Source organism: Dyella sp. SG562, from assembly GCF_011759495.1.
GTDB lineage: Bacteria > Pseudomonadota > Gammaproteobacteria > Xanthomonadales > Rhodanobacteraceae > Dyella_D > Dyella_D marensis.
The window spans coordinates 50,703-66,970 of record NZ_JAAOYS010000008.1 but is presented as its reverse complement, the minus strand read 5'-3'; the positions used below and the strand labels follow the sequence as shown (position 1 = coordinate 66,970).

8 protein-coding genes are annotated in these 16,268 nt (G+C 68.1%); 2 read left to right on the top strand and 6 right to left on the bottom strand.

Annotated features, from left to right (window positions below; all coding sequences use genetic code 11):
• Nucleotides 1–623: 623 nt before the first annotated feature.
• The 4 genes from FHW84_RS15250 to wecB are packed head-to-tail and all read right to left on the bottom strand — an operon-like array spanning nucleotide 624 to nucleotide 7,785.
• Nucleotides 624–1,493 carry a DUF4434 domain-containing protein gene (locus FHW84_RS15250; protein ID WP_167256831.1) on the bottom strand — a complete coding sequence of 290 codons (870 nt, stop codon included), beginning with the start codon at nucleotides 1,491–1,493 and terminating at the stop codon, nucleotides 624–626.
• Nucleotides 1,494–1,516: 23 nt separating this feature from the next.
• Nucleotides 1,517–4,414: a tetratricopeptide repeat protein gene (locus tag FHW84_RS15245; protein ID WP_167256830.1), complete on the bottom strand. Its 2,898-nt coding sequence runs from the start codon at nucleotides 4,412–4,414 to the stop codon at nucleotides 1,517–1,519.
• On the bottom strand, nucleotides 4,411–6,654 hold the full coding sequence (locus FHW84_RS15240; RefSeq protein WP_167256829.1) for a glycosyl transferase family protein: 2,244 nt from the start codon (nucleotides 6,652–6,654) through the stop codon (nucleotides 4,411–4,413). The genes FHW84_RS15245 and FHW84_RS15240 overlap by 4 nt, the downstream gene beginning before the upstream one ends.
• Before the next feature lie 18 nt (nucleotides 6,655–6,672).
• Entirely contained in the window at nucleotides 6,673–7,785 is a 1,113-nt protein-coding gene (gene wecB / locus FHW84_RS15235) for a UDP-N-acetylglucosamine 2-epimerase (non-hydrolyzing) (protein ID WP_167256828.1), read from the bottom strand.
• Between the two features lie 486 nt (nucleotides 7,786–8,271).
• Between wecB and FHW84_RS15230 the strand changes: the two genes are divergently transcribed.
• A complete protein-coding gene (locus tag FHW84_RS15230) occupies nucleotides 8,272–9,972 on the top strand; it encodes a polysaccharide deacetylase family protein (protein ID WP_208399811.1) in 1,701 nt (566 codons plus the stop codon).
• Nucleotides 9,973–10,177: 205 nt separating this feature from the next.
• Here FHW84_RS15230 and FHW84_RS15225 read toward each other — a convergent pair whose 3' ends face one another.
• Entirely contained in the window at nucleotides 10,178–11,731 is a 1,554-nt protein-coding gene (locus FHW84_RS15225; protein WP_167256827.1) for a right-handed parallel beta-helix repeat-containing protein, read from the bottom strand.
• A 168-nt stretch (nucleotides 11,732–11,899) separates the two neighbouring features.
• Nucleotides 11,900–12,370 (bottom strand): hypothetical protein, encoded by a 471-nt coding sequence (locus FHW84_RS15220; RefSeq protein ID WP_167256826.1) that lies wholly within the window; start codon nucleotides 12,368–12,370, stop codon nucleotides 11,900–11,902.
• Between the two features lie 300 nt (nucleotides 12,371–12,670).
• Between FHW84_RS15220 and FHW84_RS15215 the strand changes: the two genes are divergently transcribed.
• The gene (locus tag FHW84_RS15215) at nucleotides 12,671–16,264 is read left to right on the top strand and encodes an ATP-binding protein (RefSeq protein WP_208399810.1); all 3,594 of its coding nucleotides are present in this window, start codon (nucleotides 12,671–12,673) and stop codon (nucleotides 16,262–16,264) included.
• The last annotated feature ends 4 nt before the right edge of the window (nucleotides 16,265–16,268 follow it).

Below are 16,268 nucleotides of genomic sequence, written 5' to 3'. Positions count from 1 at the left end.
CTGGGCTGGAAGAAGGGACTCGCACGGAAGTGGGGAGCTTCCGGCGAGCCAAGGTGGCCGCGTCAAACCGTTGAGTGTGGGGACATCAACTTTTCGTTATCGCGGCTGGAGGCAAAGATAGGCGCCGGCCGCGCGGACGGTACATAACCAATTTGGACGGATTCGTAGAGACCAATTCAGATTGGCGGGGCACGCGCGAGCCTCGCCCGACCTCCCCCTCCGGCCAGGGAACTCAAGCCTTCGCGCAACCTGCCCCCTCTCCCCCGCGGGGAGAGGGTTGGGGTGAGGGGGACCTACGAAGCGGTGAAGCGAGAGCACTAAAGCAAGCGACGCTTCGTCGCTCTTCCACCGCGAGCACCCACCCCTCATCCGGCTGCCGCCACCTTCTCCCCGAAGGGGAGAAGGAATCCATATTGGTCTGGCGAGGGAACTCAAGCCTTCGCGCAACCTGCCCCCTCTCCCCAGCGGGGAGAGGGTTGGGGTGAGGGGGACCTACGGAGCGATGAAGCGAAGCAGCAAAGCAAGCAATGCTTCGTCGCTCTTCCACCGCGAGCACCCACCCCTCATCCGGCTGCCGCCACCTTCTCCCCGAAGGGGCGAAGGGTTTTACTAGGCGGGGCTTTCTAGCGCCGCAGCGCCTCCATCTCCGGCAAATACCGCAACTCAAAAAAAGCCGTGTCTCCACCACAAGGCGCCCTTTGCACCAGCGCCACCTCCACATCACGCCCATCCAGCGGCTCCGCCTTGAACGCCTCGTCGCCCCCGGTCTGCCGGAACACCTCATACACCACACCCGCCGCCCCCTTCCGATCGCACGACATCGCCGAAGCCAGATACACCGCACTCTCGCCGCGGCTCAACCGCGCCGTCCCCGCGCCGTCCTGCACCCACGCCTGCACACCGCTGCCACGCACGTCCGCCACCAGCTGCGCATACGCCGCCGGCGCCATATGCCCGGCAAAGAAGGTGCTCACGAACACCGGCCGCGCCAATACGCGGTCCAGCTGCCGCCGCTCCAGCGCCAGGTAATCGCGCAGCACCTCGCGCGCTTCCGGCTCGCGCCAGCGGCGGTCGTCGATCTCCATCGGCAGGTACCAGCCGGCGATGTCCTGCCCGCCCAGCTCGGCGGCCCAACGGCGCGCCGCCTCGGCATCCTGGCGGGCCAGTGAACGCAGGTAGTCGTCCAGCGCCGTTGCCGGCATTTCCTGGCGCTGGAAGAACGCCGGATCGCTGTGCAGCCCCAGCACGACGCGCAACCCGGCGGCGCGCGCTTCGCGAACCCGCTGCAACAGCCATGCATGCCCCGCGGGATCCGCGAAGGCATCGCCATACTGCGTCCACTGCACCACCAGGGTGTCGAAGCCGCGCGCACGCAACTGCGCGAACCACCCCGGCCACTGCGCCACCGCCACCTCGCGGTCGCGCGTCTGCGGCTGGTAGAACACCGCCGTGGCGGCATGCGCCAGCCACGGCGCCAGCAGCAGCGCCACCATCAACCACCACCGCCGCGCCCGGCTCACCACGCGGTCCTCACGATCAGGAACACCGCGTTCTTCTCGCGCAGATAGCTGGTGAAGGCATGCTGCCCCTCCACCGCCACGCTGAAGCGATGCGGATACGCGTCGTAGCGCGTCTCGCCGAACCACAGGTTCCATTGCACGCCCAGGCCCACGCGGCCGTCGCGCTGGAAGCTGCCCCGGTTGCGGTCGATGCCGGTGAACTGCACGCGCGCATACGGCTCGATCGACTGCCCCTCGGCCAGCTTGCGGTGCCAGCCGAGCTGGTAGTCGGCGGTCAGCACCGTCTGCTTGGCGCGCAGATAGCGCGCCACGTCCACGTAGAAGTTCTGCGACCACCAGCCGCCGCCGGAGGCATGCCAGTCGTCGTTGAGGTGCGGGCCGAACGACCAGGAGCCGGCCGCGCGCAGCAAGGTGTCGTTGCGGGTGAAGCGGCTGCCGGACACCGGCGTCTGCTGCTCGGCCGACAGCACGATGTTCTGCGTGGTCAGCGGCTTCCAGTGCACGCCCACGCCCAGCATCCAGCCATGAATCGGCCACACCGAGCCACCGTTGCCGCTGCCGGCGAACACGCGCGCATAGGCCGCCAGCGTATTGATATCGGCGCCGTTCCACGGCGGATCGAAGCGGTACTGCCCTTCCATCTGGAAATAGCTGCGGTACGACTGGCCAGGGTTCGCCGCGTTCGCCGCCGACGACACCGTATCGCCCAGCGTCATGTCGGCATTGAAGCGCCACTTGCGGCCCAGGTCCTCGTGCAGGCGGCGCAGCTCGAAGCGTTGCTGGCCTTCGTCCTGTGCGGCATCCGTGGCGTCAGCGGCGCCGGTGCCGCCGGCGTCGAGCTGGTCGATCGCCTGCGCGGCATAGCTGCGCGCCTGGCTGCTGTCGCCCAGCTTCTGGTGCACGTAGAGCAACTGCCAGGTGAGCTTGGCGTCGTCCGGGTTGGCGCGGTGCGCACGCTCGAACTGCACCACCGCCAATTCCGGCGAGCCATTCTGCAGATAGGCGTAGCCCAGCTGCGCGGCAAGCTTGTCGTCGTCCGGCGCCAGCAAGGCGGCGCGCTGCAGCGAGAGCAGGGCCGGACGGGTTTCGCCGGCCTGGGTCTGCAAGGCCGCCAGGCGCTGGTAGTAGCGCGCTTCCGGATGCAGGGCGATGGCGTTGTCCAGATCGGTGCGCGCCAGCGCCGGGTCGCGCGGCTCGTCAGCCTGCGCGCGCAGCCACCAGTAGGCGTGGTCCTGCCGCCCGCCCTGCGCCGCGTAGCTGTCCAGCCAGGCGCGCGCCACGCCGGGCTGCTCGGCGCTCATCGCCGTGGTCGCCGCGGCGAGCAGGTCGTCGGTCTTCATATGCTCGACCGGCACCGCGCGCCAGGCCTGCAGGGCGGTGGCGTAGTCGCGTGCGCCGTAGGCCTGGTAGGCCAGCGCGCGCGTGGTGTCGGGGTCGGGTTTGCGCTTGTTCGCTTCGGCATAGGCGTATTCGGCCAGGCCGGGGCGGTCGTTGCCGTAGCAGTCGCCGAGCTGGCGCCACAGTTCCGCCGGATAGTCGGGCGAGAGGTCCGACATCACCTGGCGGATGCCGTCGCAGTCGCGCAGCGCGGCCAGGATCGGCACCTGCACGATGCGCAGCGGCACGCTGTCCAGCGGCCGCGCCAGGCGCGCGCGGTCGGCGGCGGAGAACGCGGCGGCTTGCTTGGCCGCCAGCACCGCCAGCCGCGCGAACAAGGTGCCGGCCTGCGGATTGCCGCCGAACGGATACGAGGCCAGCAGCAGCCGCTCGGCCTGGTCCGGCGCGCCGGCATCCATCAGGCGATAGCTGAGCGGATCGAGCAGGCGATGCCCGTCCGGCTGCGCCACCAGCGCCTCGGCTTGTTCGCGCGCGTCCTCATAGCGCCCTTGCGCCAGCGCCAGCGAGAAACGCTCCTCGCGATAGCTGTCCTTGGGCAACCGCGCCAGCAGGCGCTGCGTCGCGCCATCGTCGTGGCGCGCCAGCGCCAGCGGCAGCGACGAACGCGCCTGCCAGGCCGCATTGGCCGGGAAGCGCGCTTCGTACAGATCCAGCAGTTCCGGCCGTGCGCGCCCCACCTGCGCCAGCAGGTTCACCCATTGCCGCTCGTCCTTCTCGTCGTCGAAGGCCGGCTGGTGCACGGCGAGATAGTCTTCCAGCGCCTTGCGCTCGCCCGCAGCGGACAGGCCCAGCGCCACGGCCAGTTCCTGTGCCGGCGCGCCGAGTCCGCCACGCGCCTGCAGGTCGCGCGCTTCCAGCGCCCTGCCCTGCATCAGCAGCACATTGAACCATTGCGCGCGTTCGTCGGGGCCGATCTGCCCCAATTGATCCAGCGCGGCCAGCTGCTGCACGGCGCGGTTGCGATCGCCCAGATAGATCGAGCGCTGCACCAGCGCGCGGCGCAGTGCCAGGCCTTCGCTGGTCTTGGCGAAATCCGCCGCGGCCAGTTCCGCCTGCGTGCGATCGAGCTGGCCCGCCTGCAAGGCGTCGAAGCCGCGTTGCGCACGGCACACCGGCCGGTTGTCGACCTTGCAGTCCACCGCGGCCTCGGCCGGCGGCGGCGCGCGCAGGCGCGGATCGGCCGGCGTATAGCGGCGCTGGTCGTCCAGCACCGTGCGCGCCTTGTCGGCATGGCCGAAATGGCGATACGCCTCGGCCAGGTCCAGCGCGGTGTCGATGCTCTGCGGCGCCAGCGCGCGGGCGCGCTCGAATTCGGCCAGCGCGGTGCGCTCGTCGTTGGCGCGCAGCGCGGCGAAGCCGGCCTGGCGATGGGGATACAACAGGAATTGCTGGTAACGGCTGGCGCTGTCCGGCTGCTGGCCCGCCGCGCAAAGCGGCAGGGCCGGTGCCATGGCGAACAGCGCGGCCGCACAACGAGTCGGCCATGGGCGTTTCATGCCACGCGCTCCGTCCACTGCATAACCTGCTGCACCGGCGGGGCGGCCTCCTTCTCCAGGAGCGCCGCGAGGCTGGGTTGCAGCGCCGATTGCAGGGCCAGCAAGCGGTCGAGCGTGTCCTGGCCGATCACTCCCTGGGCCACCAGGAACGCACCCAGCGGTTGCCCGCTGCGCGCATGGCTCAACAGCAATGCCTTGAATGCCACTTCATCCAGGTGCCCCTGCGCCACCAGGATCTCGCCCAGCATCACCTGCCGGGAAACGTAGTCGTCCCACAGCTGCCGCGCGCGCTCGGCGCCGATGCGCCCGCTGCGTGCGGCGGCCTCCAGCAGCTTGCGCGGATCGTGCTCGCGCTCCGGCGACTGCGCGTACCAGCGGCGCAGCCCCACCGTGACCTGGCCCTTGTGCGCGATCACGTAGCGCACCGGCCGGTCCAGCTTGCGCGCGATCGCCGCCAGCGACACCGGGTCGACGTACGACTCGCTCGCCAGCACCAGCGTGCCGCCGTCCACCCGCAGCGGCAGCACCGCGTACTGCAAGGCCACGGCCGCGGGCATCGCGGTGAAGAGTTCCGGCGCCAAGGTCTCGGCATCCACCGTCTCGGTATCCACGCCGGCCTGTTCGGCGATCGGCCGCGCCAGCTGCTCGGCGGTGATCACGCCCTGGTGGATCAGCGTGCTGCCCGGATGCAGGCCTTCGATCGGCTGCGCGCGCGCCTGGCGCAGGCGCGCCTCGGTGAGCGCGCCCTGGGTCACCAGCAATTCGTCCAGCGAACGCTTGGAGCGGTTCTCGCCGCCGATGCTGGGGAAATCGTGGGTGGTCTTGTCCCAGGCCACGCGGCGCGGATCGCCGGTCTGCAGGATCTGCTTGATCGCGCGCCAGTTGGCCAGGAAGTTGACCAGGTTGCTCCACAGCAGCCGCGGGATCGCCAGCAGTCCCTGCTTCACCCCGTAGTACGCGGTGACGAACACGATGCGCTGCAGGATGCGGTTGGCCATCAGGCCCGCATTGGCATACAGCACCATGTCCAGCCAATGCTGCCCTTCGAAGATCGACAGGAAGCGCGGCGCGCCCGGCCACAGCTGCTGCACCGTGCCGATGACCAGCAGCTGCGCCAGCACCAGCATCGCGCCGAAGCTGACGAAGTTGGCGATGGCGCCCTTGCGGTCGCGCCACAGGAAATAATTCAGCACCAGGCCGTGCCGCCACTTCCAGCCATGCGTGCGGTAGCCCTGGTAGACGATGCCGATGATCCAGCGCGACTTCTGCCGCACCGCGGTCGAAAGGCGGTCGGGGAAATATTCGCGCACGCAGATCACGTTGGACTCGCGCCGGCTCTGCCCGAACGGCGGCGGCTTCTGGTGCTTGCGGTAGCGCAGCACCGGGAAGCGCACGAAGATCTCCTGCATGCCGCGCGCCTTCAGGCGCAGGCCGATGTCGTAGTCCTCGGTCAGGCTCTGCACGTCGAAGGCGACGCCGTTGCCTTCCTCGATCAGCGCCAGCACCGCGCGCCGGCTGAAGCAGGTGCCGACGCCCGCGCTGGGCACCTGGCCGGCCAGCGCCTCGCGCACCGGTACATCTTTGCCATGCAGTTCGGCGAATTCGTCCAGGTAATGCAGGCTGGTGAAGTTGTTCCACTGCCGCTCGAACGGATACACCGGGATCTGGATCAGGTCCTTGCGGCCCACCAGGTAGTTGAACAGGCGCAGCTCCATCGCGCAGACCACGTCCTCCGCATCGTGCAGGATGAAACCCTCGAAGCTCAGCTTGGCGCGGCGCTCGAACTGCAGGATGGCGTCGAGCACGTTGTTGAGGCAGTCGGCCTTGCTGGTCGGACCCGGCCGCGCGCACACCACTTTATGCACGTTGGGGAAGCGTGCGCTCACTTCGTCCACGTCGCGCTGCGTATCGGCGTCGTTCGGATAGGTGCCGACGAAGATGTGGTAGTTCTCGTAGTCCAGCGTGCTGGCGGCCAGCTCGGCCATGTGCCCGATCACGCCGGTCTCGTGCCAGGCCGGCACCATGATGGCCAGCGGCTTTTCCGCCGGCCGGTACAGCTCGTGGTAGTAGGTGCGCTCGTGCCGGCGGTACACCACCAGCGCCTTCCACGTGCGCCGCGTCCAGTACACGAGATCGATGAACAGATCGTCCATGCCGCTCAGCAGCATGAGTATGGCGATCGCCGATACGGCCACGCTCAGGCCGTACAGGTACGTCGTGAATGCATCCAGCCACCACATCCTTAGTGTTCTCCCCTGTCAGACCGCTTCGCGCCGGCGTTCGCCGCCCTCCAGCGCCCCCTGCAGCAGATCCACGATGCGATCGCTGGCCCGGCCGTCGCCGAATGGATTGCCCGCGCGCGCCATGGCGCCGTAGGCCTCGCCGTCGTCCCACAGGTCTTCGATCTGTTTCACGATCGACGCGCGCCGCGTGCCTGCGAGCCGCGCGCAGCCGCCTTCGATCGCTTCCGGCCGCTCGGTCTCGGTGCGCAGCACCAGCAGCGGCACGCCGAAGGTGGGTGCTTCTTCCTGCAGGCCGCCGGAATCGGTCAGCACCAGCCACGCGTCGATCAGCGCCTGCTGCATGCGCAGGTAGTCGAACGGGCCGCTCAGGTGCACGTTGCCCAGCTCGCCCAGTATGGCGTGCACCGGCTTGCTCACCGTCGGGTTCAGGTGCACCGGGAACAGGATCTGCAGTTCCGGATGGTGGCTGGCCACGTCGGCGATGGCGTAGCAGATTTCGCGCAGGTCGCTGCCCCAGTTCTCGCGCCGGTGCGCGGTGACCAGCAGATGGCCGCGCCCCGCATGTCCGCGCTGGATGCGGCGATGGCGCGTAACCCAGTGCTGCGCGTCGATCACCGTATTGCCGGTGATGAACACGCGCTCGTCCGGCACGGCTTCGGCCTGCAGCGCCTGCGAGGCGCGCGCGGTCGGCGCGAAATGGAAACTGGCGATGCGGCTGACCATCTGCCGCAGGCCTTCTTCCGGGAACGGCCGCGCCAGGTCGTAGGTGCGCAGGCCCGCTTCGACGTGCGCCACCGGCACGCGGTGGTAGAAACCGGCGAGCGCGCCCAGGAAGGTGCTTTCGGTATCGCCTTGCACCATCACCAGCGACCACGGCCGGCTCGCCATCACCTCGTCCAGCAGTTCGCGGCAGCGCGTGCTGAACTGCGCCAGGGTGTCACCTCCGCGTGACAGTTCGATATCCGGCTGGATATCGAAACAGGCAAGCATCTGCCGCGCCATGTCGTCGTGCTGGCCGGTGTGCAGCCATACCGGCCGCGCCCAGCCGCTGTTGCGCAGCGCGTGGTAGACCGGCGCAAGCTTGATGATTTCCGGGCGGGTGCCGCAGATGATCAGGATGTCCTGCATGACTCCTTCCCCCTTAAGGATGGCGACGCGTGTCCTGGCCCAGATGTCCGGCGCCGCGCTGCCGCCGCGCAAACGGCGGGGAAGAGCGGTCGTCCGGGGTCCCTGGTTCCCGGATAGACGTGTCGGCTGAGGAGTCCGCGTGGTGGTTTTCGACCTGCGATGGGTGTTGCGTCCGGGTCGCATATTGGGGTCGCGCCGGGCTGCCTGACGATTGACTAAAAGCCATACCTCGACAGACCAATAAAAACGCGCATTCCAGGCCCGTAAGCTTCAACTTGGGGGCGATGCCTCTCCACTCTCGGGAACAGGGACCTGGGCTTCGGAAAATCGTTCTCCGCCATGCGCGCAAGCACGGGGGCATTCGTGGCTTGCGTCGATTTCCATCGCAGCATGTGAGGATTTCCCATGACCAGGTCCCGCCTCAAGCCCTCCGTCGTGAGGTCTCTTCTCGCCAGTGCCGCCCTGGTGTTAACCACGGCAGCCGGCTTGACCTCTCCTGTCCATGCACAGCTGGCCGAACACGCCGACATGCAGTTGCTGCCGGCGCCGCCGCGCTCGCTCGTGGTCGCACCGTCGATGAAGACCGCGCAGAAGTCGGTGTCGACGCTGACCGCGTCCGGCTCGGTGCAGCGCAATGTATCGCTGAGCATCCTGCTCGGCGCACCGGCGAACGCCTTCGCCGGCGCACCCGGCGCCAATCCCAGCCAGAACACCCTGGTGCTGTACGACAGCACCGGCGCGTGGGCCTGGCTGGGCGAAGCCTATGCGGTGATGGCGGCCAATCTCGTTTCGCACGGCAGCAAGTACACGCTGCACACGGCCGCGAGCTACACCGCCGGCGAACTCAACAACTACACCGGCCTGGTCTATGTCGGTTCGACCTATGACGAACCGCTGCCGACCGCGATGCTCGACGACGTGCTGGCCACCACCAAGCCGGTGCTGTGGATGAACGACAACATCTGGCAGCTGGCCGCGCGCTCGCCGAATTTCGCCGCGCAGTATGGCTTCTCGCCGATGTTCTTCGACTTCAGCAATACGCTCACCGTCACCTACAAGGGCGTGGCGATCCAGCGCAACGCACTGGCGGTGCCGTCGGGCCTGCTGCAGACGAGCATCACCGATCCGACCAAGGCGACGGCCGTGGCCGTGGCGACCAACGACACCGGCGGCACGGTGAACTGGGCGACCAAGGGTGCGAACCTCACCTATATCGGCGAGATCCCCTTCAGCTATATCGGCATGAACGATCGCTACCTGATCGCCGCCGACCTGATCGGCAAGGTGTCCAATCCGTCGATGCTGGCGCGCAAGCGGGCGCTGGTGCGCATCGAGGACGTCAACGCCACCGACGATCCAGCCGCGCTGCGGGCGATCGCCGATTACCTGTCGAGCAAGGGCGTGCCGTTCACGGTCGCGGTGATTCCGTACTATCTCGACCCGAAGGGCTTCTACAACAACGGCGTGCCGCAGGCGATCCACCTGTCGCAGGCGCGCAACGTGGTGAGCGCGCTGAAGTACATGCAGTCCAAGGGCGGCACCATCCTGATGCATGGCTATACGCATCAGTACTCCAACGTGGCCAATCCCTACAGCGGCGTGTCGGCGGACGATTTCGAGTTCTACCGCTCGCACATCAGCCCCGACAACTACGTGCTGTACGACGCGCCGCCGGCCGAGGATTCGGCGAGCTGGACCCAGGGCCGCATCACCAAGGGCCTGATGGACTTCGCCGCCGCCGGCTTCCTGGCGCCGACCATCTTCGAACCGCCGCACTACGCGGCCTCGGCGGTGGACTACAAGGTCATCAACAGCATGTTCTCCGCGCGCTACGACCGCGGCCTGTATGCGGGCGGCTGGTGCCCGAACGGCGCCTGCGGCACGGGCACGCCGGACTACACCAAGATCTACGGCCAGTTCTTCCCCTACCTGGTGCGCGACGTCTACGGCAGCGTGGTGATCGGCGAGCAGCTGGGCAACGTGGAGACCGAGGCGTTCAACAACAATCCGGCGCGCCTCCCGGCGGACATCCTGGCCAGCGCCAACGTCAACACGGTGGTGCAGGACAGCGTGCAGAGCTTCTTCTTCCATCCCTATGTGAACATCAATTACCTCAAGCAGATCGTCGAGGGCTTGCAGGGGATGGGGTATACGTTTGTGCCGGCGAATACGGTCAAGCAGGGATAAGCCTTACTACTGAAGCCCTTCTCCCCTCCGGGGAGAAGGTGCCGGTCCCACGGGGACTCCCTTCGGTCGCAGCGGATGAGGGGCCGGGGCTCGCCATAACGGATCGACGAAGCGACGCACGCTTTCCGCTTCCGCTTCTACGCTCCGCCCGGCCCCTCACCCCGACCCTCTCCCCGGAGGGGAGAGGGAGATGGGGGGAGGCGCATTACGGCTGCTGGTAAGCGCCGATATCGATCTTGCCCGCCGCGCTCAGCCGCGGCTGCCCGTCGAAATCCACCGTTCCCACCGTGGACGCCGGCAACGCCAGCCCCGCGCCACGCGCCGCCGAGCCGCTGCCCACGTGCAGATCCGGCATGGTCAAGCTGGCGAACTGCGGATTCACCAGCAGCGTGAGCTTGTCCGCCCCGCTGGCGGTGCGATAGCCGGCGATGCCGGTGTAGCTCTTGCCCAGCCACACCCAGTTGGCATTCCCCGCGCCGCCGTCGGCGAAATACAGGTTGTGCTCGATCGCGCCCGGATTGGCGTAGCCGGCATTGCTGGTGGTCTTCGGCCAGAAGTTCACCAGCAGGCCGTCGGCGGTGGCGTACAGCAGGTTGTTTTCGAACACCGTGCCGCTGACGTGGAACTGGATCTGGAACTCGCCGCTGCCGCTGGCCTGCTGGTCGTTGCGGAACAGCGTGTTGTTGACGATGGTGGCGTTCTGCATGCCGCCATTGCCCGAGGCCGCACCGCCGATCGAGATGCCGGTGATATTGGAGAACATCACCAGGTTGTTGCGCACGGTCACGTCGCTGCTGAACTTGTTCCTGGTTTCGCTGGCCAGCTCGATGCCCAGGTCCGCCCGGCTGACCACGTTGCGCTCGATGGTCACCCGCGTGCCGCCTTCGACGTAGATGCCGTCGGCGGAGAAGTCGCCCGCGGGATACGCCGCATTGCCCTGCGAGCTGATGTTGTACACCGAGTTGCCGCTGATCACGCCGTCGCGCGCCTGGCTCTGGAACGTGCCGCCGTTGCGGCCGGACATGGTCTCGAAGCCGAGCGCCGCGATGCCGATGTTGTCGTTGTCGTGCACCGCGTTGTTGCTGATCGTCCACTGCTCCACGTTGCCAGTGAGCGAGAGCGACTCGCTGCAGCCCGTGCGCAGATGGTCCACCTCGTTGCCGCTGATGGTGAGCTGGTTGATCGAGTTGGCCGCGTCGTTGGCATAGACCTCGATGCCGAACGCATTGCCGTTGGGGCAGCTTTCGATGCCGTTGGCGATGTCGTGCACGCGGTTGCCGAGGATATTCACCTGGGTGCCGCCGCCATTGATGTAGATGCCCACCGGCGTGGCCGTGCTGCTGGACGTGCCGTAGTTGCCCACGTCGAAACCCTGCACCGTCACGTAGCTGACGTTGTTGAGGTTCCACAGGCCGCGCATCGCGTCGGCCGGCACGGTGAGGCCGCTGCCGCTGACTGCGGCTTTTTCGCCCGGATAGCTTGCAAACACGATGGGACCGGCCGCGGCGGAACCGGAGGTGTTGACGTCGATCGTCTCGGCATAGGTGCCACCGCGCACATAGACGGTGTCGCCGGCAAGCACGCCGCGCGTTGCGCGGCCGATCGTGCGCCACGGTGCATCCAGCGTGCCGGCGGCGTTGTCATTGCCATTCGTGGCGACGTAATACGTGTGGCCTGCGGCATAGGCCGGCGCCAACGGCAAGGCGGCGAGCAAGGCGCAGACGAGGGGAGCGGACTTCCATGCGGGGGAATGCTTCATGCAGGTCTCCGTAGGGTGCGGATGGGGACGTCCGGAATGGACAGCCACGCATGCACACCCGGATGAAACCGCAAGCGCCGGAGCGTCCATGCGCGGACGGCGCAGTCTGCTCGCCCGCGATGGCGCCGTTGTTGATCGGCGTCGCAAGAGGACGCGCCGCGCGGCGGCTCAGGCGTAACGCCGCTGCGTCGATTTCTCGACAATCAGCTTCAGCGCATCGGCCAGCACCAGCACGCGTGGCGTGTCCTCGCGCCGCACCACCAGGGCCGCGAGTTTGTCGTCCACGCTGTCGGGCAGCATCATCACTTCCAGCCCGCGCGCGGCGACAATCTCGTCCAGCCATTCGAAGTAGTCGTCCGACCAGAAATCGCGCCGGTCGGCCGGGAACGGCGGCAGCGGTTCGTCCAGGCTGTCGCTGATGCATTCGTGCAGCACCTGCAACTGGTCGCTGGTGAGCAGGAAGTCCTTCAGGCGGAACAGCAGCGAAGCCTGCATGAGCTGCGGCTGGCCTTCGCCGTGCAGCCAGGCAAGCTCGGCGTCGCTGGCCGCGTTGCGCACGCGCTCGGCGCGTTGCGCCAGTTCTGCGCGTTCCAGCTCGCCGCGGGTGAGCAGGTCGATCAAGGTCTCGAGTTTGTCCATCGCGGGCCGTTGCTCCTTGAGGCTAGATGGGTAACAGGCAACACCGTTCATGGTGAACCGACGCCAACGAGACAGGCTCGAATGCAGCGCATGGCAACGTGTTCGACGCGACGCTGGCGTGACGATGACGTGATATCCACACCATCTGCGCAACGCTTCCCACATCGGCGGAACCGCTCCCTGGCGCGGCCGCGACGGCGTGAACTAAATCACAGCCGGCTGCCTTGCGAAAGTAGTTGCACGCGTAACGCCGTTCACTTTGCAACCACATCAGAACAATCAAACAGAAACATCCTCATCTTGAGAGCGTCGAACGTGGAGATCAGCGCGCACAGGGACTTCCTCGGCGGCAGCCAGATGGGCGAGCTGATACGGGCGCACGACTGGTCCGCCACGCTGGGCGCGCCCGCGCAGTGGCCGCGCAGCCTGCAGACGGCGGTGCGCATCATGCTGTCGTCGCGCCACCCGACGTGGGTGGGCTGGGGACCGCGGCAGGTGTATCTCTACAACGACGCTTATCGCGCGATCATCGGCGGCAAGCATCCCTGGGCGCTGGGGCGCACGATCGACGAGGTCTGGCCGGAAATCCAGGACTACATCGCGCCGCGCCTGGCCCAGGTGCTGGCCGGCGGCGAAGGCATCTACGTCGAAGGGCAGCTGCTGATCATGGAGCGCAACGGCTACCCGGAAGAGACCTACTACACGTTCTCCTTCAGCCCCCTGCCCGACGACGACGGCCGCCCCGGCGGCATCATCTGCGTCAACACCGACGACACCCGCCGCGTGATCGGCGACCGCCAGCTTGCCACCTTGCGCGAACAGGCCGCCAGCACCATGCATGCGCACGGCTGGCAGGACAGCTGCGAGCGCAGCGCCGCCGCGCTCGCCGCCAATGCGCACGACGTGCCGTTCGCGGCGATCTATGCGGCCGAGCCGGATGGCGCCTTCGTGCTGGCCGCCAGTGACGGTACCTCCGCGGGCGAAAGCATCGCACCGCGGCGCATCCTGCCCGGCGACGAGCGCAGCTGGCCACTGGCGCGCGCGCTGGCCGCGGGGCATCCGCTGCACATGCACGACCTCTCCTCGCGCTTTCGCATGCAACTGCCGCGCGGTGCCTGGCCGCTGCCGCCCAGCCAGGCGGTGCTGCTGCCGATCGCACCGGCGGGCGAACATGGCCGCGCGGCGGTGCTGGTGGTCGGGCTCAATCCGTATCGCTTGTACGACGCGGCGTACGCAAGTTTTCTCGAACTGGCCGCCGGCCAGGTCGGCGCCGCCATCGCGCAGGCCGACGCGCTGGAACAGGAACGCCGCCGCGCGCAGGAACTGGCGCGCCTGGACCAGGCCAAGACCCTGTTCTTCTCCAACGTCAGCCACGAATTCCGCACGCCGCTGACCTTGATGCTGGGGCCGCTGGAGGAATGGCTGGCACGGGAGGAAGCCGCGCCGGCCGCATCGCGCAGCCTGGTGGAACTGGCCCATCGCAATGGGCTGCGCCTGCTGAAGCTGGTCAACACGCTGCTGGATTTCGCGCGCATCGAAGCCGGCCGCGCGCAGGCGCGCTACGAACCGACCGACCTTTCGGCGCTCACCGCCGAACTGGCCAGCAGCTTCCGCTCCGCCATCGAGAAGGCCGGCCTGATGCTTACCGTGGCCTGCCCCGCCGGCTTGCCGCCGGCTTACGTGGACCGGGAGATGTGGGAAAAGGTCGTACTGAACCTGGTTTCCAACGCGTTCAAGTTCACCTTCGAAGGCGGCATCGTGGTGACGCTGTCGCCGCAGGAAGGCTGCCTGGCGCTGGAGGTGAGCGACACCGGCACCGGCATTCCCGCCGAACAGATGCCGCGCCTGTTCGAGCGCTTCCACCGCGTGGAAGGCGCGCGCGGCCGCAGCATCGAAGGCAGCGGCATCGGCCTGGCGCTGGTGCGCGAACTGGTGAGCTTGCACGGCGGCCAGCTCGAAGCCGTGAGCGCGGAAGGCCGCGGCACCACGCTTACCGTGCGCATTCCCCTGGGCAAGGCGCATCTCGATGCCGCGCGCGTGTTCGAATCCGACAGCACACCCTCGCCCGCCCGCCATGCCGCGCCCTATGTCGACGAAGCCGCGCAATGGCTGTCCGCCAGCGTGGCGCCGGCGCCGTACGTGCCGGCGCCGGAGGGCGCCAGCGGCGAATACATCCTGCTCGCCGACGACAACCAGGACATGCGCCAGTACGTACAGCGCCTGCTGCAGGAAGCCGGCTGGCGCGTGGCATGCGTGGCCGACGGCGAGGCGGCGCTGGCGGCGATCCGCCGCGAACGGCCGTCGCTGCTGCTGGCCGACGTGATGATGCCGCGCCTGGACGGCCTGGCCCTGGTGCAGGCGCTGCGTGCCGACCCCGCACTCGCCCTGCTGCCGGCGGTGCTGCTGTCGGCGCGTGCCGGCGAGGAAGCGAAGATCGAAGGCATCGAGGCCGGCGCCGACGACTACCTGGTCAAGCCCTTCACCGCGCGCGAACTGCTGGTGCGCGTGCAGAGCCACGTCGCGCTGGCGGCCATGCGCCGCGAAGCCGCCGAACGCGAGCGCACGCTGCGCGAACAGGCCGAGCAGACCGAACGCCGCCTGCGCCAGCGCACCGGCCAGCTGCTGGATGCGCAACGCGACATCCTGCAATCGCGCGAGGCGCTGCGCCGGCTCAATGCCACCCTGGAAGAGCGCGTCGCCAGCGAGATCGCCGAGCGCGCCAAGACCGAAGAACAACTGCGCCAGGCGCAGAAGATGGAAGCGATCGGCCATCTCACCGGCGGCATCGCGCACGACTTCAACAACCTGCTGACCGTGATCATCGGCAACCTGGAGCTGATGCAGCGCCAAGGTGCGCAAGGCACGGCCGGGCATCCGCACCGCTACACCGACAACGCGATGCTCGGCGCACGCCGCGCCGCCACCCTCACCCAGCGCCTGCTCGCCTTCGCGCGGCGGCAGCCGCTGGAGCCCAGGCCGGTGGATACCAACCGGCTGGTGCTGGGCATGTCCGACCTGCTCGCGCGCACGCTGGGCGAGAGCATCGCGATCGAAACGGTGCTGGCGAACGACCTGTGGCAGGTGAACGCCGACGGCAACCAGCTGGAAAGCGCCCTGCTCAACCTGGTGGTGAATGCGCGCGATGCCATGCCCCATGGCGGGCGCTTGCGCATCGAAACCGCCAACGTCCATATCGATGCCGACACCGCCCGCGAGGAAGCCTCGCAGGAAGCCATGCCGGGCGCATACGCGCGCCTGAGCGTGACCGATACCGGCGCCGGCATGGCCTCCGACGTGCGCGAGCGCGTATTCGAACCGTTCTTCACTACCAAGCCGACCGGCCACGGCACGGGGCTGGGGCTGTCGCAGGTGTACGGCTTCGTACGCCAGTCCGGCGGCTTCGTCACGCTGCAGAGCGAGGCCGGCCACGGCACCACGGTGCGCATCCACCTGCCACGCCTGACCGCGGAGCAGGCGGTGACGGAACCCTCCGCGCAACCGCTGCCCGACGTCGCCGGCGGCCACACCGTACTGGTGGTGGAAGACAACCCCGACGTACGCGACTACAGCTGCCTGCTGCTGCGCGAACTCGGCTACCAGGTGCTGGCCGCCGAAGATGCGCCCACCGCCCTGCTGCTGCTCGCGCAGCACGCGGAGGTGGACCTGCTGTTCACCGACGTCGGCCTGCCCGGCATGAACGGCCGCGAGCTGGCGGAACAGGCGCTGGCGCTGCGTCCGGCGCTGAAGGTGCTGTTCGTCAGCGGCTATGCGCGGCAGGCGATCGTGCATCAGGGGCGGCTGGATCCGGGGCTGCAGATGCTGGCGAAGCCGTTTACGCATGGAGAGCTGGTGGAGAAGCTGGCGGCGGTGATGGAAGTGCGGCAGATGCTGTAGCGCG